The sequence below is a fragment of the Flavobacterium araucananum genome (genome assembly GCF_002222055.1).
Classification (GTDB): domain Bacteria; phylum Bacteroidota; class Bacteroidia; order Flavobacteriales; family Flavobacteriaceae; genus Flavobacterium; species Flavobacterium araucananum.
In genome coordinates, this window is the sequence record NZ_MUGS01000014.1 from 132783 (window position 1) to 156110 (window position 23328).

General features: G+C 40.1%; 24 protein-coding genes. 22 read left to right on the forward strand and 2 right to left on the reverse strand.

The genetic code is table 11. The features are described 5' to 3' along the window. The first annotated feature begins 22 nt into the window (after positions 1 to 22). The 17 genes from B0A64_RS09220 to B0A64_RS09300 all read left to right on the forward strand — a co-directional run bounded on the left by B0A64_RS09220 (position 23) and on the right by B0A64_RS09300 (position 15282). A complete protein-coding gene (locus tag B0A64_RS09220) occupies positions 23 to 664 on the forward strand; it encodes a PIG-L family deacetylase (protein WP_208863527.1) in 642 nt (213 codons plus the stop codon). Continuing rightward, the gene (locus tag B0A64_RS09225; RefSeq protein ID WP_089479218.1) at positions 661 to 1803 is read left to right on the forward strand and encodes a glycosyltransferase family 4 protein; all 1143 of its coding nucleotides are present in this window, start codon (positions 661 to 663) and stop codon (positions 1801 to 1803) included. Before B0A64_RS09220 ends, B0A64_RS09225 begins: the two co-directional genes overlap by 4 nt. Before the next feature lie 12 nt (positions 1804 to 1815). Continuing rightward, the gene (locus tag B0A64_RS09230; RefSeq protein WP_089479219.1) at positions 1816 to 2976 is read left to right on the forward strand and encodes a glycoside hydrolase 100 family protein; all 1161 of its coding nucleotides are present in this window, start codon (positions 1816 to 1818) and stop codon (positions 2974 to 2976) included. Positions 2977 to 3181: 205 nt separating this feature from the next. Then, positions 3182 to 3586, forward strand: a complete 405-nt coding sequence (locus B0A64_RS09235; RefSeq protein ID WP_244285380.1) for a hypothetical protein — start codon at positions 3182 to 3184, stop codon at positions 3584 to 3586. 148 nt (positions 3587 to 3734) lie between these two features. Then, positions 3735 to 4226 (forward strand): hypothetical protein, encoded by a 492-nt coding sequence (locus B0A64_RS09240; RefSeq protein WP_089479220.1) that lies wholly within the window; start codon positions 3735 to 3737, stop codon positions 4224 to 4226. A gap of 15 nt (positions 4227 to 4241) precedes the next feature. Then, positions 4242 to 5624 carry an NAD-dependent succinate-semialdehyde dehydrogenase gene (locus B0A64_RS09245; protein ID WP_089479221.1) on the forward strand — a complete coding sequence of 461 codons (1383 nt, stop codon included), beginning with the start codon at positions 4242 to 4244 and terminating at the stop codon, positions 5622 to 5624. 70 nt (positions 5625 to 5694) lie between these two features. Next, complete coding sequence (locus B0A64_RS09250; RefSeq protein ID WP_089479222.1) at positions 5695 to 6246, forward strand: DUF1003 domain-containing protein; 552 nt, start codon at positions 5695 to 5697, stop codon at positions 6244 to 6246. Positions 6247 to 6303: 57 nt separating this feature from the next. Next, the gene (locus tag B0A64_RS09255; RefSeq protein ID WP_089479223.1) at positions 6304 to 6975 is read left to right on the forward strand and encodes a BON domain-containing protein; all 672 of its coding nucleotides are present in this window, start codon (positions 6304 to 6306) and stop codon (positions 6973 to 6975) included. Between the two features lie 338 nt (positions 6976 to 7313). Next, positions 7314 to 8072, forward strand: a complete 759-nt coding sequence (locus tag B0A64_RS09260; RefSeq protein ID WP_089479224.1) for an MlaE family ABC transporter permease — start codon at positions 7314 to 7316, stop codon at positions 8070 to 8072. Positions 8073 to 8075: 3 nt separating this feature from the next. Further along, entirely contained in the window at positions 8076 to 8819 is a 744-nt protein-coding gene (locus tag B0A64_RS09265; RefSeq protein WP_089479225.1) for an ABC transporter ATP-binding protein, read from the forward strand. A 42-nt stretch (positions 8820 to 8861) separates the two neighbouring features. Further along, the gene (locus B0A64_RS09270) at positions 8862 to 9824 is read left to right on the forward strand and encodes an MlaD family protein (protein ID WP_089479226.1); all 963 of its coding nucleotides are present in this window, start codon (positions 8862 to 8864) and stop codon (positions 9822 to 9824) included. A 21-nt stretch (positions 9825 to 9845) separates the two neighbouring features. Further along, a complete protein-coding gene (locus tag B0A64_RS09275; protein ID WP_089479227.1) occupies positions 9846 to 10592 on the forward strand; it encodes an SDR family NAD(P)-dependent oxidoreductase in 747 nt (248 codons plus the stop codon). Between the two features lie 152 nt (positions 10593 to 10744). Beyond that, positions 10745 to 11215 carry a Dps family protein gene (locus B0A64_RS09280; protein WP_165769784.1) on the forward strand — a complete coding sequence of 157 codons (471 nt, stop codon included), beginning with the start codon at positions 10745 to 10747 and terminating at the stop codon, positions 11213 to 11215. 24 nt (positions 11216 to 11239) lie between these two features. Then, entirely contained in the window at positions 11240 to 11836 is a 597-nt protein-coding gene (locus B0A64_RS09285; RefSeq protein ID WP_089479229.1) for a YceI family protein, read from the forward strand. A gap of 4 nt (positions 11837 to 11840) precedes the next feature. Further along, entirely contained in the window at positions 11841 to 13148 is a 1308-nt protein-coding gene (locus tag B0A64_RS09290; protein ID WP_244285381.1) for a hypothetical protein, read from the forward strand. Positions 13149 to 13313: 165 nt separating this feature from the next. Beyond that, complete coding sequence (locus tag B0A64_RS09295; protein WP_123875895.1) at positions 13314 to 13610, forward strand: hypothetical protein; 297 nt, start codon at positions 13314 to 13316, stop codon at positions 13608 to 13610. A 148-nt stretch (positions 13611 to 13758) separates the two neighbouring features. Next, entirely contained in the window at positions 13759 to 15282 is a 1524-nt protein-coding gene (locus B0A64_RS09300) for a L,D-transpeptidase family protein (RefSeq protein ID WP_165769785.1), read from the forward strand. Positions 15283 to 15345: 63 nt separating this feature from the next. Here the strand turns inward: B0A64_RS09300 and B0A64_RS09305 are convergent, their stop codons facing one another. Both B0A64_RS09305 and B0A64_RS09310 read right to left on the reverse strand, forming a co-directional pair. After that, the gene (locus B0A64_RS09305; protein ID WP_089479233.1) at positions 15346 to 16398 is read right to left on the reverse strand and encodes a response regulator; all 1053 of its coding nucleotides are present in this window, start codon (positions 16396 to 16398) and stop codon (positions 15346 to 15348) included. After that, on the reverse strand, positions 16395 to 17585 hold the full coding sequence (locus B0A64_RS09310; protein ID WP_244285382.1) for a PAS domain-containing sensor histidine kinase: 1191 nt from the start codon (positions 17583 to 17585) through the stop codon (positions 16395 to 16397). The genes B0A64_RS09305 and B0A64_RS09310 overlap by 4 nt, the downstream gene beginning before the upstream one ends. A 308-nt stretch (positions 17586 to 17893) precedes the next feature. Here B0A64_RS09310 and B0A64_RS09315 point away from each other — a divergent pair, with 308 nt between their 5' ends. The 5 genes from B0A64_RS09315 to B0A64_RS09335 all read left to right on the forward strand — a co-directional run bounded on the left by B0A64_RS09315 (position 17894) and on the right by B0A64_RS09335 (position 23272). After that, on the forward strand, positions 17894 to 18478 hold the full coding sequence (locus B0A64_RS09315; protein WP_244285383.1) for a general stress protein: 585 nt from the start codon (positions 17894 to 17896) through the stop codon (positions 18476 to 18478). 36 nt (positions 18479 to 18514) lie between these two features. Next, a complete protein-coding gene (locus tag B0A64_RS09320) occupies positions 18515 to 18913 on the forward strand; it encodes a hypothetical protein (RefSeq protein WP_089479234.1) in 399 nt (132 codons plus the stop codon). 189 nt (positions 18914 to 19102) lie between these two features. Next, complete coding sequence (locus B0A64_RS09325; RefSeq protein WP_089479235.1) at positions 19103 to 19771, forward strand: BON domain-containing protein; 669 nt, start codon at positions 19103 to 19105, stop codon at positions 19769 to 19771. Between the two features lie 104 nt (positions 19772 to 19875). Then, complete coding sequence (locus B0A64_RS09330; protein ID WP_317044996.1) at positions 19876 to 20970, forward strand: glycoside hydrolase family 130 protein; 1095 nt, start codon at positions 19876 to 19878, stop codon at positions 20968 to 20970. Beyond that, complete coding sequence (locus tag B0A64_RS09335) at positions 20960 to 23272, forward strand: glycosyltransferase (RefSeq protein ID WP_089479237.1); 2313 nt, start codon at positions 20960 to 20962, stop codon at positions 23270 to 23272. Before B0A64_RS09330 ends, B0A64_RS09335 begins: the two co-directional genes overlap by 11 nt. The last annotated feature ends 56 nt before the right edge of the window (positions 23273 to 23328 follow it).

Below are 23328 nucleotides of genomic sequence, written 5' to 3' on the forward strand. Positions count from 1 at the left end.
ATAGATACCTAATACTCTAACTATGGAGATGCAAGTAAAGAAAAAGAAAGTAGCCCTTATCGTGGCACATCCAGACGATGAAACCCTATGGGCAGGCGGGATACTGCTCGACACCCCGCATTGGGATTGCTTTATTATATGCCTTTGCCGGCAAGATGACCCAGATAGGGCTCCCCGGTTTTTTAAGGCTTTAAAGGCATTACGCTGCAGAGGTGTGATGGGAAATCTCGATGACGGACCAGAACAGACTCCTCAGGATCCAATGGACATCAGCCGCCTTGTACTGCAGTTATTGCCCAAAGCAGAGTATGATCTGATCCTTTCCCACAATCCACAGGGAGAATATACCCGGCACCTTCGCCATGAGGAAATAGGCAGCTGCGTAATGGGGCTTTGGTGTGAAGGAAAAATTGCTTCAAAGAAGCTTATGGTCTTTGCCTATGAAGATCACAATAAACAATATTATCCTAAAGCCATCCCCCAGGCAGACCTTCAAGTGGTACTGCCGGCTGCTATATGGCAGAAAAAATATGAAATTATAACCCAAATATATGGCTTTGCCCCTGATAGCTGGGAAGCAAAAACAACTCCGAAAACTGAAGCCTTCTTGAAATTTACCCACAAAAAAGACGCCCGTAACTGGCTTAAAGAAACAAAAAAATGAAAGTACTTGTATTATATGACTATCCGCCAACACCCGGAGGTCTGGCCACACAGGGAGATCTTCTCTATAAAGGGCTTTTGGCCAACGGTGTTGAAGCGCATGCAGTCCATCTTGAATCAGCACTGGAAAAACAGTGGTACTACAACTGGTTCAAACCTGATGTAGTGGTAGGCACCGGCTACTGGGGACATACCCCCCAGCTGGTGCTGCATCCTCAGAAATACGGCATTACCGCCGTACCCTGGCTGGTGGCCGACGGCTATATTGCCAATTACCAAAATGTACTCAACGGCTTACCGCTGATACTGGTCACCTCGAACTGGGTAAAGGAAATGTATGTAAGGGATGGCATTAGCGGTGATAACATTGAGGTCCTTCCTGTTGGCTGTGATACCGATGCCTTTATGCCCTATCTTAAAAACGATTCCAAGGTACTTGCAGCCCGCAAAGCCCTTGCAATAGCACCCGATGAGCATCTCCTGCTAACCATTGGCGGGGACGCAGCCTCCAAAGGGGGCCGTGAGGTCATGGAAGCCCTGGCTATTGCGGGCAAAGAGCTGCCTCCCTGGAAATATGTCTGCAAGGTCTGGCCGCAGCCCAGAACTGCCCTTCAGAGCAACCTTGACCAAAAACTCGCCGAACAGCTCGGGATCAGCAATAACGTCATATTCCAGACCAGTATTATCTCGAGAAATTTTATCCCCTATCTGTTAAATGCCTGCGATATCTATGCAGCCCCTTCAAGGCTCGAAGGATTTGGGATGCCTCAGGTGGAAGCAGGCGCCTGCGGTAAACCCGTAATTGGAATCAAGGCAATGGGAATGCTTGATACCCTGATAGACAACAAGACTGCATGCCTGGCGGGTATCGGACAAAAAATAGTAGTCAATGAAGTAACCCTTGGATCTGAATCCGGATATGAGGAAAACAGGCGCATCGTATTTGATGAGCCCCGAACAGTGGATTACCGTGCCAATGTAACGGACATCAAAGATGCCCTGATAAAATTAATGAATAATAAAGATCTTCGGGACCAAATGGGAACAGCCGGAAGGAAGCGCGCGGTTGAAAATTTCGACTACAGGATTGTGGCTGCGAAATTTATAAAAATCATCAATGAAAGACTTCAAATATATTAAATCCCTCAGCTCATGGAAAAAAGAAACTGGACAGAAATAGAAAAGGCAAAGAGTGCTGCCTTAGAAGTATTGCTCCATAATGCAAAAGGCCCTTTTGAAGGGCTTCCGAGAACTGCCGCATGGGGATATCCCGAGCCCTACACCCGTGATCTGATGATTTGTATTTTGGGTGTTGCCGTATCAAAAAACGAAACCTTAATAAGTGCCATGCGCAAAACGCTCGAGACACTTTCCAAAAATCAGTCCCTAAGAGGCCATATGCCTTCTTTAGTGCATGACCCTGATAATCGAGGAGCAAGTGATACCACCCCATTATTTTTACTGGCAGTGGGTATCTTCAGGGAATTAACGGAAGAAAAGGATTTTCTGGAGCGCGCAGTCCAAAAGGCATTAACATGGATGGAATACCAAAGTCCATCCGATGATTATCTTGTGGCCCAGCAGCCTACAAGCGACTGGCGTGATGAGCAGTGGGTATTGGGGTACGGCCTTTTTGTCAATACCTTAACCTACAGCTGCCTTAAGATACTGGGGCATACCCAAAGAGCCCTCGGGCTGCAAAACGCAATGGAGCATTTTACCATTACTACCCCAACAATTCCTGCTCATCTTCATGAAGGGATGCTGCTAAAGCAAAAGCCCTATTATGCTTTATGGTCCTATAAAATATACAACAGTGAACGATTTGACCTGCTGGGCAACAGCCTGGCTGTTCTCTCAGGACTTGCTTCTGAGCAGAGGGCGGATCATATTGTAAAATGGATAGAAAATCAATGTGAGATTATGATACACAATAAAGATCTGGCCTTACAACTGGCCCCTAATTTCTTCCCTTATATCCTGCCTGAAGATCCGGACTGGATACCAAGGTATGAGCACTATAACCTGCCGGGTGACTATCACAATGGTGGCATATGGCCTTTCATCTCAGCGCTTCACATAGCAGCCCTTGTAAAAGCAGGAAAACCTGAGCTGGCCAAAGAAAAATTATTCCTGCTTACCGACCTGATTAAAAAATCAAGAAACAAAGATCTCAAATATGGTTTTAATGAATGGTACAAAGCACAGGATGGCGAGCCCATGGGTCAGGACTGGCAGAGCTGGTCGGCCTCACTCTACCTCTATGCAGTTGCCTGTGTAGAGACCAATACTACCCCTTATTTTGTGATGTGATCTTTCATTTCAACAATCGTAAAATTCAAAAATCCAGCTACACTACACCAATGGATTAGACAATAAAAATTTGCTTTGAGTTAAAAAAAATCAATGCGGCACTAATGGCATATTGGAAAGCCATCAATCACTTTTTAAAATGATTGGCATCATTGGGAAAAGTTGAAATTAAAGACAAATTTGCATCCAATTAATACGTAAGATTATGATACCTGTAAGTATGCAGATCATCTGGCTTTTTATACTGGTCATGCCTATTGCATGTGCGGCCTGGACCGTAACCCATGAAGAGGTATTGCGCGAACCCAGGGACTACTGTACCCGGCGCAGTAAAACAGGCAGATCTATCGCAGAGCGAAAATTCTTTTACCTTTTTACCTGCGAATATTGTTTCAGCCATTATGCTACTATTGCGGCGCTCATTGCCACTGGATATAAGCTTTTAATGCAGAACTGGACCGGTTATCTCATTGCGGGGTTTGCCCTGGTCTGGATCGCTAACTTTTATATGGGTTTGTTCGGTCTTCTGAGACAGGATATTAAAAAAGAGAAAAACCAAATCACTGAAATTGAAAAAAACATTTCATCGAAAGAAAATCTTCCTGACTAATCCAATAAAAAGACTTTTCCAATTAGCACGTACAGGATTAAAAAAGTGTTTGAGATCACTTTCAAATGTGCCGGGCATCATTTGGTGACTGCGTCGTTAAACACATCTTTGCAATAAGAAAATTTCTTAAAAATTAATTCCGACACTAATGAAAACAACTATAACAACCCTTGCAGTGAGCATCTCACTGATGCTTTGCAGCTGTAATACAGCTTCAAAAAAAGACCTGAGCGATGCAAAAGACAATCTCAATAAAGCCAATCGAGAGCTGCAGCAGGCTGCAAAAGAGTCTAGGGATGCAGCAAAGGAAAAAACAATCAGCGAGTGGAAAAACTTTAATAATAAATCCGAAAAAGATGTACAGGCATTAAATGAGCAGATCAGAGAATTTCAAAAAAAAATAACCGCGGCGGACCAAAAAGAAAATTTGAGGCTGAAAAATGAACTCAACCAGAACCACGAGAAGCTCAAAGCAATGAGGAAAAAGCTGCGCGAGCGTAACGCGGAATTCGAAAACGGCATGCTCAAATTTGATGATTCCATTGTGTCCAAAAACGAATCTTTCCAACGGGAATTCAACTACGATATGGATGAACTTGACAAAGCGGTCAAAGACCTTTTTAAAAATAATGTGAAATAATCTAAAACAAATATCATGTCTATACAAACAACGGATCCCAACACCAATACCCTTATCAAAAGTTTTGAAGAAATGACCGATACAGCGCTGGAAGCAGCCGTTGCAACTGCAGCTGAAACTTTCCAGGACTGGAGAAAAACGTCCTTTACCCAGCGAATTGATTTAATGCATAAAGTGGCATCGCTCCTGCGCAAAAAAAAGCAGGAGCTCGCCAGGACCATAACACTGGAAATGGGAAAACTGATCTCCCAGGCTGAAGCCGAGATTGACCTTAGCGCCAATATAATTGATTATTACGCCGAGAACGGGGAAGAATTCCTCTCCGACAAACATCTGGATCCTGAGTATGGTAAGGCCTTTATACGTTATACGCCCCTGGGTGTGGTATTTGGCGTAGAACCCTGGAACTTCCCCTTCTATCAGGTAGCCCGTTTTGCAGGTCCCAATATCATCGCGGGAAATACCGTGCTTGTCAAACACGCCTCCATTGTTCCCCAATGTGCCATTGCCATCGAAGAACTCTTCCATGAAGCCGGAGCCCCAAAGGGGCTGTACACCAATCTTCTGATCTCCGGAAAAAGGGCTTCGGCGCTTGTTTCAGATCAGAGGATTAAAGGGGTTTCCTTAACGGGAAGCGAAGCCGCCGGGGCAAGCCTGGCTGCAGAGGCTGGCCGAAACCTTAAAAAATCGGTTCTGGAACTTGGAGGAAACGACGCCTTTATTGTACTGGAAGATGCCGATATTGAAAAAACAGTCCATTGGGCCATGGTAGGAAGAATCAATAACAACGGACAATGCTGTGTGGCTTCAAAAAGATTTATAGTTGTTGAGGCTGTGGCCGATGAATTCTTGGCCAAATTCACCCAAAAAATGGCCAGCCTGAAAGTAGGTGATCCTATGGACAGAACAACAGAATTAGGGCCATTGTGCAATGAAGAAGCTGCAGTACTGCTAGCCGATCAGGTCATGAGATCCGTAGATGCAGGGGCAAAAATCGTACTGGGAGGCAGCCGCCTGAAACGTGAGGGAGCTTTTATGGAACCCACGATACTAACAAACCTAAAACCCGGAATGGCCGCTTATCATGAAGAACTCTTTGGTCCTGTAGCCTCTTTTTACAGGGTAAAAGATGAACAAGGCGCCATTGACCTTGCCAATGACAGCCCTTTCGGACTTGGCGGTTCGGTCTTTACAAATGACATAGAACGCGGCAAACGCGTGGCAGACCAGATTGATACCGGAATGGTATTTATCAACCACCCCACCTGGACACAGGCCGACCTGCCTTTTGGAGGAACCAAAAGATCAGGCTACGGAAGGGAATTATCTGAACTTGGAATTAATGAATTTGTGAATAAGAAACTCATCCGTGTGAGCGCGCTCTCTGATCCTTTTTAAATCGAATAATACCTATATCCATCGTTACAAAGTTTAAAAAACAGTTTTCAAACAAGATAATACTACACCAATGACAGCAAAGGATAAGTATGCTTTTTCACAGGATGTAAAAGTACATATAGAAAAACTTCATGAGATTGTCCGCAATTCCATTGAAGCTGAAGAGCTTATTGTACACAAGCTCTCCCATCCTGATATTGAAAACCTTAGCAGGGGAGAAAGAATTTCTGATATGGTGGCACGATTTGGCGGAAGCTGGAAATTTATAATCTCCTTCTTTGTCATCTTAATCCTTTGGATCTCCTTTAATATTCTTGCCATAGGTATTTATGAATTTGATCCTTCTCCCTTTATCCTGCTCAATCTGATTCTTTCGTGTCTTGCTGCATTGCAGGCACCTATTATCATGATGAGCCAGAACAGGCTTGAGCAAAAAGACCGGATACGCAGTGAAAATGATTACCTGATCAACCTAAAGGCAGAAATGCAGATCCGAAGCCTCAATCAAAAGGTTGACTTACTGCTGGAAGAAGAAATAAAAACGCTGTTTGATGTACAGCAGAAACAATATGATCTGCTGCGGTCCATCAATTCAAAACTGTCCGTAAAAAAAAGTAAGTGACCGGGGCTATCTTTAGTATTAAAAAAATAAAACCAATAAATTTTAAAAATTTACCTTATGAAAACAAATGAAGAATTGCAAAAAGACGTACAGGATGCCATTAAATGGGAACCGCTTTTGCATGCCGCAGAAATTGGAGTAATTGTTAAAGACGGCGTTGTGACCCTTACGGGAATTGTAGATGATTATTATAAAAAAACCGAAGCCGAAAATGCCGCTAAAAAAGTAGGCGGTGTCAAGGCTGTAGTCGAAAAAATTGAGATACAGGATGCGCGCCACTTTATAAAAAATGATACTGATATCGCTACAGATCTGGTAAAATCCTTTTCAGAAAACCTATTGCTTGCTCATAATAACCTGACAGTTAAAGTTGAGGACGGCTGGGTTACCCTGGAAGGGCAGCTGGGATGGAATTATCAAAAAGAGCTGGCCAGAAAATCTGCCACAGAGCTTCGCGGTGTTAAAGGTGTTATAAACAACATCAGCGTTCAGTCAGAATCCAACAGTGCCATTGAGAAAAAACATGTAGAGAACGCCTTGGCACGCCATTGGGCCATTAATGCCAAGGATATTACCGTATCGGTATCAGGAACTACGGTAACGCTTTCCGGAGATGTTACCTCGCTTTATCAAAAAGAAGAAGCGGCCAGAATTACCTGGAATACTCCCGGGGTTGCCTTTGTAAAAAATGAATTGACAGTCGATTACAACTATTCTTTCACCGCTTAAAGTGCAGGCAGCCGTCTGAATAAATAATAAATGTAAAAGAGCTTCCCTGAATTAGTAATTCAGGGATTTTTTTTAAAAAATTTTCTAAATGTAATAACGCTCACTTCCTGCAATGATATGCATCATTTCTAAACGAAACATGGTATTGCATCTTTGTCTGAGAATAAAAAACTAAATCTTAGAAAAAAGTGCTGCCGGTAAAGTACAAAACAACATGCTGTAAAAGCAGTAGAAATTCAATTTTATAGTGGTCAAGAGAAGAAAATTCACCTGTTCGGAAATCAGGTCTTAACCCAATAAAATTGTTTCTTAAACTATAACCTAAATCAAATCTTATAATGATAGCCATCATAAAAGAGCAGCTTATACAGGCAGGAAATTTTTCATTGTTCATCGGACGTTTTTTTAGGGAAATTTTCGTCCCTCCCTTTCAAATCAATGAGTTCCTGCGCCAATGTTACACCATCGGATGCAAATCACTTCCTCTTGTAAGCATCACGGGATTTATCATGGGTTTGGTACTGACCATTCAGTCCCGGCCGACCATGACAAAATTTGGCGCAGAATCCTGGCTGCCAAGCATGGTGTCGCTTTCGCTGATCAGGGAAATAGCACCTGTGGTTACAGCCCTTATCTGCGCGGGAAAAATTGCCTCGGGCATTGGCGCCGAACTGGGCTCAATGAAAGTTTCCTCACAAATCGATGCTATGGAAGTCTCTGCTGTAAATCCTTATAAATATCTGGTGGTTACCCGAATATTGGCCGCAACGCTAATGGTGCCCCTGCTGGTTATTTTTGCTGATCTGGTGGGTATTTTTGGAGGTTACATCGGCTATAACATACACAATACCATTACAATGAGAAGGTACTTTTCAGAAGTCATTGAACATCTGGATTATCTGGATCTTATGCCCGCTACGATAAAAACATTCTTCTTTGGATTTTTTATAGGGGTCATAGGCTGCTATAAAGGTTTTAATGCCTCAAGTGGGACAGCAAGCGTGGGACTGGCCGCAAATTCAGCGGTGGTAACAGCGTCACTTTCTATTTTTATTGTCGATATGCTAGCCGTTCAAATCACCGATTTATTTTTTTAAGCCATGAAAAAAGAGCCCATCATAAAAATCAAAAACCTCTACAAAGCCTTTGGGAAAAACAAAGTGCTCAAAGGCATTAGTTTTCAGGTAAACAAAGGCGAGGATCTTGTAATTCTGGGACGCTCCGGCTCAGGGAAATCAGTAGCCATAAAATGCCTTGTCGGCCTTCTTGATCCCGACAAAGGCAAAATGGAAATCCTCGGTACAGACATGACAAAACTTACCTATAAAGAACTCAATGAAATAAGGCTCAAAATAGGTTTTATGTTTCAGGATGGAGCATTATACGATTCCATGTCGGTTCGTGAAAACCTGACTTTTACCCTCAAACACCATACGCGACACCTGACAGAAAAAGACATCGAGCAGCAAATCCTTGAAGCCCTGGACAGCGTTGGACTAAAAGAAGCTATTGATAAAATGCCTTCTGAATTGTCAGGCGGAATGGTCAAACGCATTAGTCTGGCACGAACGATAATTATCAAGCCCGAAATTATATTTTATGATGAACCCACTGCGGGACTGGACACCATTACGGCGCAGGAAATCAGCGAACTGATCTTATCGGTTCAGAAAAAATACAAAACAACCTCCATTATCATTACCCATGATATGATCTGCGCTAAAATGACCGGAAACCGCATCATTATTATCAAAGATGGCCTGATCCATGCACAGGGCAGCTACGAGGAACTCGAAAACAGTACCGATAAGTGGGTAAGATCATTCTTTTTTGCAGCCAATTAATACCCTTAGAGGCCCTGGCCTGTCAACTTAAATAATACCATCATGAAGAAAAAATCAGACTATATCTGGAAATTGGGATTGTTTGTCATTGCCGCGCTGACGATTTTTCTCGCTGCGGTTTATTTCATTGGCAAAAGCCAAAACCTTTTTGGTGACACCTTCCACTTAAAAGCAAAATTCAAAAATGTCAGCGGACTCAAAAACGGCAATAATGTACTCTTATCCGGAATCACTATCGGCACTATAAAAGACATCTCCTTTATTTCCGATTCTACCGTAGTGGTCGATATGATCATCAGGGAAGAAGTACACCAATATATTAAAACCGATGCCTGGGCAAGTATTGGATCAGACGGACTAATGGGTGATAAAGTATTGACGATTTCTCCTAAAAATAGTCTAGCGCAAGTGGTAAAAGACGGCGATATGATTGCGTCCAGTGAAGCCGTTGGAATGGAAGACCTGATTGCCGGACTCAAAAAAAGCATTGATAATGCCCAGATCATCACCAAAGAACTCTCTGAATTCAGCTATAAAATCAATAACGGAAAAGGCGCACTCTCTAAAGTATTAACCGATGAGAATTTCGCAGAAAGCATCGATGTTACCATGAAAAACCTAAAGGAGAGTTCCAATGAATTTGCTGTTTTTACAAAAAAAATAAACGACAAGGACGGCACATTATCAAAACTCATGACTGATCCTTATTATGCCAACAGCATAAAAAAAACACTTTCTGGTTTTGAGAAAAGTGTCACTGATTTAAATGTTTTTACCGCCAAGCTAAATACCGGAAAAGGCATTTTGCCAAAGCTGATCAGCGATGAAAAATTAGCTGGCTCCCTAGATTCAACCCTCACAAATTTACAAACAGGTTCTAAAAATCTAATTGAAATCGAACAGGCTGCCAAGCAGAATTTCCTTTTGAGGGGCTATTTCAAAAAAAAGAAAAAACAAGAGGCAAAAAAAGAACTGGAACTGCAAAAAGCATCAGGTACTAATTAAGAATCTAAATCCAAAGAAAAAATGAAAAGACTTCAAAACAAAGTAGTATTTATCACAGGTGGTAATTCAGGAATAGGAAAAGCCTCTGCACTGGAAGCGGCGCGCGAAGGCGCAACAGTTATAGTTGCTGATCTTCCCGGAAAAGACCATCGTCAGACGATTCTGGATATTGAAGCGCTGGGCGCTCCGTGCATGTTCGTCCCAATTGACGTTAGTGATGTTCAAAGCGTTAAAAAGGCCATTACAACCACTGTAGAGAAATACGGCAGGCTTGATGTGGCGTTTAATAATGCAGGAATCGGCGGGGTATATTCCGGAATTCATGATATGCCTGAAGCAGTATGGGATACCTTAATTGCCGTGAACCTTACCGGTCAGTTCTATTGCGTTAAATACGAACTGCAGCAGTTTCTCAAACAAGGCGGCGGTGTTATTGTCAACATGTCTTCTTTGGGCGGATTAAAAGCCGAGCACGGTTTAGTTCCTTATACGGTTGCCAAACATGGTGTATTGGGATTAACAAAAAATATCGCCGTTCAATATGGCGCCCAAAATATACGCGGGAATGCCATCTGTCCCTATTATGTAGAAACACCTTTACTGGGCGCAGCGCCCCAAACAGTCCATCAGGCCTGGATCGATGGCACTCCGGCCAAAAGGTTATGTACGCCCGAGGAAGTAGCCAAAACATTTATTTTTCTGGCCTGTGATGATTCGAGTTATTGCAATGGTACCCAGATTATTTTAGATGGCGGCGTACTGGCTTAAAAGTCCAAGTTATTATGACTTTGACTCGAGTTATGATATTGCCCTTACCAATAAGTAACAACCATCACTTATTGCTGCGTTTTCTGTCATTTTGGTTTACCTGTAACAGCTTCAACTTTGCCCTGAAAAGCAGCACCGCAAAAAAAACAAAAATGAAAACCACTACTTCAAAAAGAGCCCATATCAGAAACCTTTCGAGCAAACTCTCAAGTATACTTTGTGATGAGTATATCCTTTTAACCAAAACCAAAAGCGTACATCTAAATCTTCAGGGAATTGATTTTCAGGACAAATATCTCTTCTTTAGCGCGCAATCCGGCGAAATTGATCTCATAATTGAACGAGTTGAAAAACGTGTTCATGCCTCAGGCCATTATGCAGATGCCATGCTGAAAGCTTTTTTGAAGGTAACGCGCTTCAATAAAAAAAGAAAAAAAACAAATGATCGCGCGGGTTATCTGAGTGAATTGCTCGGTGATCATGAAAACCTCATTACGGTACTAAAAAAAAATACATCCCTTCTTGAAACAGCTTCTATGGACAGTAAAACAGATGATTTTGTTACCACACTAACCGAGAGCCATGAGAAAATAGCCTGGTTCCTTCGCTCCTACTTACAATAATGCTTTAACAAATTAAGAACAATCATGAAAACTAAAATAAAATTCACGCTACTGCTGCTGACCATAATCTCAGCACTGAGCCAGAGGGTTCTGGCACAATCCCATTTCAAAATTGGTAAATCCATAGTTAATGAAATGAAAATATCGGGAACCTCCACCTTCCATGACTGGACGATGAAAACGCCTGTTTTTTCAGGAGAAGCAACATTTAAAATCGGTGCTGAAAATCAAATTACAAAACTCAGCGCCATTGCGTTTAACCTGCCGGTGCTCACCCTTAAAAGCGGACAGAAAAAATTAGACAAAAATGCGTACAAAGCCCTGAAAACCGATCAGTTTAAAGAAATCCTGTACAAACAGGTTTCTGCTGAAGTAATGAGCTTAAACAATTCTAAATTCCATATCAAAACAGCCGGAAAACTTACCATTGCCGGGCTTACCAAAGATGCTATAATTGATTTATACTGTTTTGTAAATAAAGACGGAAGCATCAGTTGTAATGGCAATTATCCCATAAACATGAGTGACTACAATGTTACTGCTCCCATATTTATGGGAGCAGTCATGAAAACCGGTGATGCAATCAAGCTTGAATTCTCTTTCCTTTTTGAAAAATCATAATCATATGAAAAATATACTATTACTATGTCTTTGGGTAACAATGGCACAGTCACAAAAGAAACCTATGCAGTATTATAGGCACAACGACCAAAGGGGACTTAATGTTTTTGAAACTACCAAGAAGGACAGCTCCTCTTTTGAAGGCTTCACAGTAAAAATGGGCGGAAACTTAACATTGGATTTTCAGGGATTAAACCATCAAAATAAAGTATCCCCTGTTCTGATTGACAACATAAACAGTAATGAACTTATTGAGATTACCAATGGGTTCAATCTGGCTATGGCCAATCTGAATATCGATGCGCAGCTCGATGATGGAATCCGGATGAACCTTACTGTTTATTTATCCTCAAGACACCATGAAGAAACCTGGGTAAAGGGCGGTTATATTCAGTTTGATAAACTCTCCTTTCTAAAAAGCAGTTTTATAGATCAGGCCATGAAATATGTAACCCTGAAAGTAGGTGCCTATGATGTGGATTATGGGGATCAGCACTACAGGAGAAGTGACGGAGGAAACGCCATCTACAACCCTTTTATTGAAAACTACATCATGGATGAATTTGCCACTGAAATCGGAGGTGAAGCATATTACCATGACAATTCAGGATTTATGGTCATGCTTGGACTGACAAATGGAGCCTTAAATCCAACTGTGGTGGTTTCCACTAAAATAGATGCTGCAACAGGTGAACTTAACAAGCCTACACCTGCATTACATGGCAAGATCGGTTATGACAAACAAATAGACCAAGATTTAAGGCTTAGGCTTACCGGTTCCTTTTACAACGTGCAAAGAGCTTTGAACAATACACTTTTTGCAGGGGACCGAACCGGTTCCCATTATTTCTATGTCATGGAAAATACGCAGGCGACAGCAGTTGCTAATTTCAGGTCAGGTCGTTATAATCCCGAATTTAGTCAGCAGGTAACAGCATTTATGTTCAACCCTTTTTTAAAGTTTAAAGGTTTAGAACTTTTTGGAACCTATGAAGTTGCCAAAGGCAGAAAGATTACTGAGACAGATACGCATCAGGTTGTGCAGTCTGCTGTTGATTTGATCTACAGATTTCCTGCAGGAAAAGAGAATTTCTGGATTGCAGGAAGGTACAATACGCTTACTGATTCACCGCAAAATCAAAATGACCAAAAAATCAATCGTGTAACAGCCTCTGCAGGCTGGTTCATGACAAAAAATATCCTGATGAAAGCCGAATATGTAAATCAGAAATATAAAAATTTTCAGCCTGCCGATATCAGACATGGCGGGAAGTTCGAAGGCTTTATGTTAGAAGCTACGGTGGGATTTTAAACAATAGCCAAAAACACACTTCTTGAAAAGTGTCTAAAATCAATAATGAAAATGAGCAGTGTCATTTTGTACGGCAAAAGTTCAGCTCAATTTTGTATCCATATAACAAGTCCTGTTTATTTCAATAAATCAGGATCAAAGATAACATCTATAAAATTTAAAATCATGAAAGCAAATTCAAAAAAAATGGCAGCTGAAATAACAACTGCAATTACTACTGCAATTACTACTGCACTAACCGCAAAATCAAACACAAAAAAGATTCTCAAAACAATTGACAATACAGCCAAAAAGATCGCTAAAAAAATCAATAAGAGAATCCTAAAAAGCACTGCAAGTCTTAAGGGAAAGAAAATTAAAAAAGCTTCAAAAATAAAAAAAGGCGACAATGGAATGCTGCCTGAGGTAAAAAAAAACAAATTACTCACAGAGATGGCGGCCGACGAAATTAAAGCCAATTAAAATATCTTTCAATAGACTAAAACCTGAACATAACAGTAATTATTGCTATGTTCAGGTTTACTAAAGACTTACCACTTTCAAATTATAGTGTCAAAAAAAACAAGCTAATACCTCCCCGATGAAATATAAATACATATTGATTTTCTTAATGTGCAGTATCTGGATCATATCCCCTGCAGCTTCCATGGATCATATTCAAAAACAGTTTCAGGAAAATCCTTCGCAAATCGACACCACAAAAATTGCTGCTTTTTTTGAGACCTATCCTAAATTCAGTCCGTATCAGGCCCAGGTAAAACTGCTCTACAAAAAGCACACTGATTATATTTGGTATGACAAGAAAGGGCTTATAGAATTTGCCTATGTACTGCACAAACAGGTGCAGCAGATGAGAGAAGAAGGGCTTCCTGTAGCGGTACCCTATGAAACCGAATGGGATAAAATATTTGAAAAACAGACCGGCACTATTCCAAACCTCGATTCAGAGCTCATCATCAGCTGCATGTATTTTTTCTACACTACTAAAGTTTTCAGCGGATTTACCATAGGAAAAAGCGAAGAAACAGGCTGGTACCTTCCCAGAGAGAATGCTTCAAATGCGGCATACCTCGATACCCTTGCACAGGGAATTGGATCAAAAAAGGAATTCAGACATGAGTATTTCAATCAATATTATCCCCTAAAACAGGCTTTGAAAAAATATCTTGAAATTGAAAAAAATGGCGGCTGGAAAGTCGTTAAACTCGAAAAAGAAATCAAATCCCTTCAGAAGGGTGATTCTTCCGCTACAGTACAAGGGCTCAGAAACAGGCTGTTTTTAGAGGGTTTTATCACAGAGGATAACGCGTCTATTGTTTTTGATCAAGCCATAACTGAAGGCATTGCGGCTTATGGAACCAGTCAAAATCATGACTTTGAGAGCAAGATCACGCCCAGACTTATTGAAATGCTTAACATTCCTGTAGCGAGCCGGATCAAAACCATTTCGGTTAATATGGAAAGATGCCGCTGGATCAGTCCTAAAATAAATACGGCGCAGGAATATATCGCCGTGAATATACCTTCTTTCAGATTACTGTATTACCGAGATGGAAAGCCCTTTCTTGTTTCTAAAGTGGTAGTAGGAAAAGAATTTCATAAAACCATAGTATTTAGTGGCAGTATGAGTTATTTAGCCTTCAGCCCGTATTGGAATGTTCCCACCAGTATCCTTAAAAAAGAAATACTGCCCAATATAAAAAAGAATCCTAATTATCTTGAAAATCAGCATATGGAATGGCATGACGGGCAGGTAAGGCAGAAACCAGGAGGCAGTAACGCTTTAGGTTATGTGAAATTTATGTTTCCCAATTCCCATAACATTTACCTTCATGATTCGCCATCCAAATCCTTTTTCAATAAAGACAAAAGAGCTTTTAGTCATGGATGCGTAAGGGTTGAAAAAGCCCGTGAGCTTGCACTGGCCATTATGGAAAAAGAGGCCAGCTGGAGCAGCAAAAAAGTAGATGCAGCCATGCATTTGGGAAAAGAAAACACCTATGTGCTCCAGGATAAAATCCCGGTTTACATTGCTTACTTTACCGCTTGGGCTGACGGCAATGGAAATATTGCCTTTTACGATGACCTTTATAATCGGGACAATGCACTGGCCAAAGTACTTTTCGAAAATTAAGTCTTATGTCCCGCGATTTTAGGGAATCTCAATGGAGGGCCCATTGGAATTTTTACTTTTATACTAATTTTTCATCTTGCTTATTTTCATATAATCCAGAATTTTAAGCTGGCTGCCTTTTTTTTCTATTAATCCTTCATTCCTAAACTCGGTTAAGGTTCTGCTCACGGTTTCGGATGCAGTTCCTGACATCGCTGCCAGATCATCCCTTGTTACATTGATGCTGTCCCCTTTTGCCGCTTCTTCCTGGCGAAAGAGTCTCAGCAGGGATTCTGCAATGCGCTTTCTGACCGACTGATACGCCAATTGTAGCAAATGTGTGTCTTTGCTCCTGATTTCATTCGATAAAATTTTAATGAATTTCTCCCCTACATCAGGATATAATTTTAGTAATTCTTCGAGCTGTTCTTTTGGAAAAAAACAGACCTGACTGTCTTCCAGTGCTGTTGCGGTATCGGTGTAGGTCTCATCAGAGAGGATTGTATTGACGCCTAAAAAATCATTGGCATGGTACATACCGGTCATAAGTTCTCTTCCGTCTTCAGACATCTTGACGGTTTTGATTTTACCCGAGATCACCAAATAAAGACCAATAGCGCGATCCCCTTCATAATGAATAATCTGGTTCTTCTTAAAAGGCCTGTGAACATGCTCCTCTATCATTTTTTTCAGCTCAGAAAGCCCTTCCTTGTCCCCTACCAAACTTTCAAGACGGCCGAGCGAGTGACTGTAAAAATCCATTTCTGAATTCTTTTTGTTGAGCCTGCTTTCAATGGCATGTAAAAGTTCCATATCGTCAAAAGGTTTGGTCAGGTAATCATCTGCTCCCATTTCCATGGCCTTTCGCAAATCAATTCTTTCTGATTTGGCAGTTATGAAAATAAAGGGAATGGTACTTGTTTTCGGATTTTTATTCAGCATATACAATACCCCGTAACCGTCCAGTTCGGGCATCATAATATCACATAAAATAATATCGGGCAGGTTGACAACCGCAGATTCAACCCCTATTTTACCATTATTAGCCTGATAAACAGTGTAACCTGCCAAAGTAAGGATTTCAGCAATATTTTCCCTAATGTCATTATGGTCTTCAATAATCAGTACTTTGCTCATGATATGGGAAATGTTAGGGTGAATAATGTTCCTTCTTGTTCATTACTTTTAAATTCTGCCGTTCCCTTCATAAGTGAAACGTAACGGCTCACTATATTCAGGCCAAGACCAGTGCCTGGGATACTGCCGGTGTTGTGCGCCCTGAAAAAAGCCTGAAACAAATGTTTTTGTTCATCCAAAGGAATGCCGATTCCATCATCGTGAACTGAAATAATATAATCTAAATCATTAATTTCTGTTGTAAAATCAATGCAGCAGCTGTCTCCGGAGTACTTTATGGCATTACCAATTAAGTTAATGGCACAATTCTTTAACAAATTAGCATCGAGGTATATCATGGTTTGATCTCCAAGATGTTTACAGACAATATTTTGGCTGGGTTTGGCCAGAAGCTGCATTTCTTCGGTTATTTCCTCACCGAATTTAACCAGGTCAAAACAAGTGAACTCAGGCTTCATCTTTCCTATTTCCAATTTTTCAACATAGAGAAAATCATTGAGTATCGCCGTTAAGCTCTTTACCGAATTTTTAATCTTGGCAATATGTTTCCCTATAGGTTCGCTTTGAAAAGGTATAGCGTATTTTTCTATTAGTGAGGCTGATAACTGCACGGTGCTGAGCGGTGTGCGAAATTCGTGGGAGGCCATCGATAAAAACCGGTTTTTTAATTTACTGAGTTCCTTCTCTTTCTCCAGGGAAATACTCACTTTTTCTTTTGCCTTTTCCAAGGCAAAAATTGTATCGTTAAGCGATTTTGTCCTCTCCTCTACAAGTTCTTCCAGATGAGATGCATAATCCTTATACCGTTCCTCTTCTATTTTCTGCTGGGACAGGTCATGAATAAAACCGGCATAAATAGTCCTGCCTGAATATTTTACCTCACTAACTCCAAGTTTCATCGGAAATAGATCACCTCCTTTGCGCATTCCTGTGAGTTCACGCCCCACACCAATTATGCTGGCTTTTCGGGTTGTTTTGTACTTGCTCAAATAGTTATTATGCCTTTCCCTGTCCGGTGAAGGCATGAGCATTGAAATATTTTTGCCAATAACTTCCTCTTGCTGATAGCCAAAAAGTACACAGCCGGCGGGATTGATCGTTTCTATAGTCCCAATGTCGTCTATGGTAATGATGCCATCCAAAGCATTTTGTACAAGAGCATATAAAAGAGCGGCATTATCCATCATCAAATCGATCAAATTATGATGATCCTTATAAAGGTCGGCTATTTAAAAATGGAAAATTACATTCTTCCTGAATTTCACAATATAATTAACACATTATCATTGTTTTAACAGCAAAGAGGACTTATAAATCCAATTTTTATTGCTTTGCGCGCTATTATGGAATTAAATTATCAGCAGTGAATAATAAAAGTGCCCTACATCATTTTTATTGCTGATGCCTGTCATTTTAGATTGCTTCCTGTTACCTCAACTTTGTACAGCAATGAAGAAATATAATAAGGTCTTGTGAGAGCTTAAAATTTATAAGAATGGATTTTACATTAAATACAATCACCATGAAAAACACAAATACATTAGCTGCCTTTTATGCCACACATCTTAAAGCTGAAACAGCTATTAAAAAACTCGAAAAAAGCGGATTTGATATGACCAAACTCTCCATCATAGGAACAGACTACCATACCGATGAAACTGTTACGGGTTATTACACTGTGGGAGACCGCATGAAAAAATGGGGAAGCTTTGGGGCCTTCTGGGGCGGCTTCTGGGGATTATTGTTTGGATCTGCTTTCTTTTTTATTCCTGGACTTGGTCCGCTGCTGGTTGCCGGACCGCTTGTTTCGGCTATTATTGGGGCACTCGAAGGTGCTGCATTATTGGGAGGAAGCAGTGTTATTGCTGCCGCATTGGTGAGTTTAGGTATTTCAAATCATGATGTTTTAAAATACGAAACAGAGATAAAAGCAGGCAAATTTATGCTCCTTGTGCATGGCACCAAAATTCAAATTGAAAATGCCCGAAAAGTGCTGGGAATCCATATTCCTAAAGAAAACGGTTTGAAAGATGAAGAATCTATTTCTGCTGAGGAAATTGAAGCTGCAGCAATGCAGTAAGGAAGAAAAAACATTAAAACATATACATTAAAGAAAATGAAAACTATAAATCAATTAGGCATTTACCTGGATCATGCCTGCGCTAATTTAATCGATTTTACCGATAATGATAAAGATACCCAGACTGTGATCTCTGAATTTGATATTCAGGACAAACATGAAACCCTGCAAAGAAGCGAAAGTGAAATGCACCATAAAGAGCAGGATAAACAAAGGGCCTATTTTAAGAAAATTGCGACTCTCGCCATTGGTTATAATGAACTGGTCTTATTTGGCCCCACTACGGCAAAAACGGAATTACTGCACTTTTTGCAAAAAGACAACAGTTTTGTCAAAATCAAAATAGAAGCTGAAAATACCACTAAAATGAACCTTCAGCAGCAAGAGGTTTTTGTTCGCGACCATTTTAAAAAATTTGACTTTAAAAATAGTTGAGATGGGAAATATACTTTTTAAAATAAACTGCTATGCCAAAGAAAATGGAATCGTAATCAAAGCCATTGCCTTTTATCAGAGCATTCAGTATTATCTGGGAATTGTATTTCCAGTCTGATAAATTGGTAATAGAGTTCTTTCAATAAGCATTAACTAAAAATAAATTATAAATTTTTAAATACATACATTATGAAAACCAACGAAGAATTACAAAAAGACGTCCAGAATGCCATCAAATGGGAACCGCTTTTACATGCTGCAGAAATTGGAGTGACCGTAAAAGATGGTGTAGTGACCCTGACGGGTATTGTAGACGGATATTATAAAAAAAAGGAAGCTGAAACCGCGGCCAAAAATGTATCCGGGGTAAAGGCCGTTGTCGAGGAAATAGAGATCAAATACTCCAATACCTTTACCAAAACAGATAATGATATTGCCTTTGAGGTGTTAAAAGCCTTAAAGGACAACTGGTCAGTTGCCGAAGATCATGTTAAGGTAAAAGTAGAAGACGGCTGGGTTACACTTGAGGGCGAACTAACCTGGAATTTTCAGAGACAAGACGCCAAAACTGCTATTAGCTTCCTGCCAGGAGTAAAAGGGGTGACCAATGAGATCAAAATTAAATCCGATATCAAGGATGCCATTGAAAAAAAGGATGTTGAAAAAGCGCTCGCAAGAAGCTGGTCACTCAACGCTAAAGATATTACAGTTACAGTAAATGGCACCAATGTGAAATTAACTGGTTTTGTTGACTCTGTTTACCAAAAAGATCAAGCTGAGAAAATCGTCTGGAAAACTCCGGGGATCTGGTCCATTGACAATGACCTTGTTGTGGAATATGATTATGCCTTATTATAAAGGTTAAAAAAATAGAGGGCAACGTCCTCTATTTTTATTTGCAGTTTGGGCTGATTAACCTGTCTATTAAATAAGGATTGTCAGAAGATCCTTTAAACACTTAAATGAGCATTATGATATCGATAAAAAGAGAAGGGATTATACTGGAGAAAACCGAACATGCATTTGAAGATGAGGGGGTAATGAATCCGGCTGTTATCAAAAACGGAGATACTGTTCATCTTTTTTATCGGGCCGTGAGCCATGGTAATTATTCCACTATAGGCTATTGTAAACTAGAGGGGCCCTTAAACGTTGTTCACAGGAACACTGTACCTATGATTATTGCTGAATTTGATTACGAAAGTCACGGATTAGAAGATCCAAGAATAGTAAAAATCGAAGAAATATATTATCTGACCTATACCGCTTTTGATGGCGTAAACGCGTTAGGCTGTCTGGCAATTTCTAAAGATTTAATCCATTTTGAAAAAAAAGGAATAATTGTCCCCACTATTACCTATGCTGAGTTTAATCAATTGACAAACGCTAAAAATTTAAACAACAGCAAATATTTCAGATACAACCAGCACAATGGAATGGTCGAAAAAGATGGAAAAAAAATACTCCTGTGGGATAAAAACGTTATTTTCTTTCCCAGAAAAATAAACGGCAAATTCTGTTTTATGCACCGCATTAAACCCGAAATCCAGATTATTGTTGCTGTTACATCACTTGAGTGCCTAACAGCCGCGTTCTATAATAATTACTTCATGAATTTTAATGACCATATTCTGCTCTCACCTAAATACGATCATGAATCCAGTTATGTAGGCGGCGGATGTCCGCCGATAGAAACACCAAAGGGATGGCTTATTATTTACCATGGGGTCAAGGACAGCATCGATGGATACGTATATTCAGCCTGTGCCGCTTTACTGGATCTTGATAATCCTCAAATTGAAATAGCACGCCTGCCCTATCCTCTTTTTAGCCCAAAAAAGGATTGGGAATTAGAAGGAGCAGTAAATAATGTGTGTTTCCCCACCGGAACAGTTGTCTTTAGCGATACTTTATATATTTATTATGGCGCGGCAGATGAACAAATAGCCTGCGTATCGGTCAGCTTATCAGGTCTGGTTAATGAATTAATGCTTAATACTAAAAAAAATGATAATTACGACTCCCCTTCGCAAGAGTATTGGCCTAATGGCAAATAAAATAAATACAATTATTTCAGAGGATCAAAAAGAACTAAAAACTCCTGAAATTTTATTTATTACCTCATTTCCTTCACGGGAATGCGGTATTGCAACCTATTCTGAAGATTTAATTGCTGCTTTAAACAATAAATTTGAGCAATCTTTTACAATAAAGGTCGCTGCCCTGGAATCCATCAATGACAGCTATATTTATGGTGATACTGTAAATCAAATTCTTAAAACGGATTCTGCTGCTTCCTACCTGAAGCTTTCTGAGTACTGCAATACTGATAAAGCAGTAAAACTAATCTTAATACAACATGAATTCGGGCTCTTTAAAAATAATGAGACTGATTTGATTAAATTTTTAAGCGCTTCAATAAAGCCTGTTTTAATTGTCCTTCATACGGTTCTGCCTCACCCCAATGGGGATATAAAAAGAAATATTATCGAAATGGATACCCTTATCGACGGATTTATTGTCATGACTCAAAGATCGGCTACATTGCTGGAGAGCGTTTATGGCATTGACAAGGGGAAAATTTCTGTTATTGCCCATGGAACGCATTTGGTAAAACATCGGGATAAAAAAATATTAAAAGAAAAATACGGGCTTTCAGGTAAAAAGGTAATCTCTACGTTCGGACTCTTGAGTTCTGGTAAATCGATTGAAACCACCTTAGATGCATTACCGGTTATCTCGAGCCAATATCCTGATGTTTTATTTCTGATTATTGGCAAAACCCACCCAACGGTGGTTAGAGAGGAAGGAGAAAAATACCGTGATTTTCTAAAAAAAAGAGTCGAAATCTTAGGGCTGCAGGCGCATGTAAAATTCATTAATGCCTACTTGCCTTTAGAGGAATTACTTGAATACTTGCAGCTTACAGATATTTATCTTTTTACTTCCAATGATCCCCATCAGGCTGTAAGCGGCACTTTTTCCTATGCCATTAGCTGCGGGTGTCCTATTATTTCTACCCCCATTCCGCATGCACTTGAAGTGCTTGAAGATGGAACGGGAGTTATCATTGAATTTGAAAATACAATACAATTGGCTGAAGAAGTCATGAGGCTTTTAAAAAATCCACAATTGCGTAAAAATATCTCTGCCAACGGTATACACAAAATGGCACCAACGGCATGGGAGAATTCCGCAATTGCACATGCAGGGTTATTTAAAAAAATTATATCCGGAAAAATAGCACTGCATTATAAAATCCCGGAAATAAATCTGAGTCATTTCAAAAATTTGACCACTTCATTTGCCATGATACAATTCTCAGTAATTAACCATCCTGATATCGATACGGGCTATACTTTAGATGACAACGCACGGGCGCTGGTAGCCATTTGCCAGCATTATGAATTGAAAAGGGAGCCTGAGGATTTAGAACTCATTGAAAAATATTACAGCTTTATCAAATTTTGTCTGCAGCCAGATGGGAGTTTTTTGAACTATGTCAGCAAAGATCAAGAATTTACCAACCAAAATAGCGAAAATCTGGAGGATTCCAACGGAAGAGCAATCTGGGCTCTGGGTTTCATGCTGTCCCTTTCGAGTATTTTTCCTCTCGGATTTACAGCAGATGCCGCAAAGACCATCAAGACAGCTTTACAAAAAGTAAATACAATCTATTCCACAAGGGCAATGGCATTTGTAATTAAAGGAGTTTATTATCGTAACAAAAATGCTGTAGATTTTGAAAATATTGCACTTATAAAACTGCTTTCGAATCGATTGGTGAAAATGTACAGGCACGAATGTAAATCTAACTGGAAATGGTTTGAAAGCTACCTGACTTATGGCAACAGTATACTGCCAGAAGCGCTTCTTTGTGCCTACTTAGCCACGGGCGAATATCAATATAAGGAAGCTGCCAAAGAATCTTTTGATTTTCTTTTATCCCGCATTTTTACCGAGAACAAGATCAAAGTAATATCCAATAAGGGATGGCTTGATTCGAGCAGGCAAAACAAAGAAACCATAGGCGGAGAACAGCCTATTGATGTTGCCTATACGATTCTTGCCCTGGAGAGATTCAATACTGTTTTTAAAAATTCATCGTATCTGGAAAAAATGGAAACTGCCTTTAGCTGGTTCTTAGGCAACAATCATCTGCAGAAGATAATCTATAATCCATGCACTGGAGGATGTTATGATGGTCTGGAAGAAAATTATATTAATCTGAATCAGGGTGCAGAATCTACAGTAAGCTATTTAATGGCCCGTTTAACCATGGAAAAATATGCTGCCAAAAAGGAACAGCTTTATAAAAACAGAAACAAAATCAATCTTTCAGAACCTATTAGAGTATAAAACATGTAAATCATTATCCAAAAATATTGGTAAAAAACAAATCTGATCACTCCGAT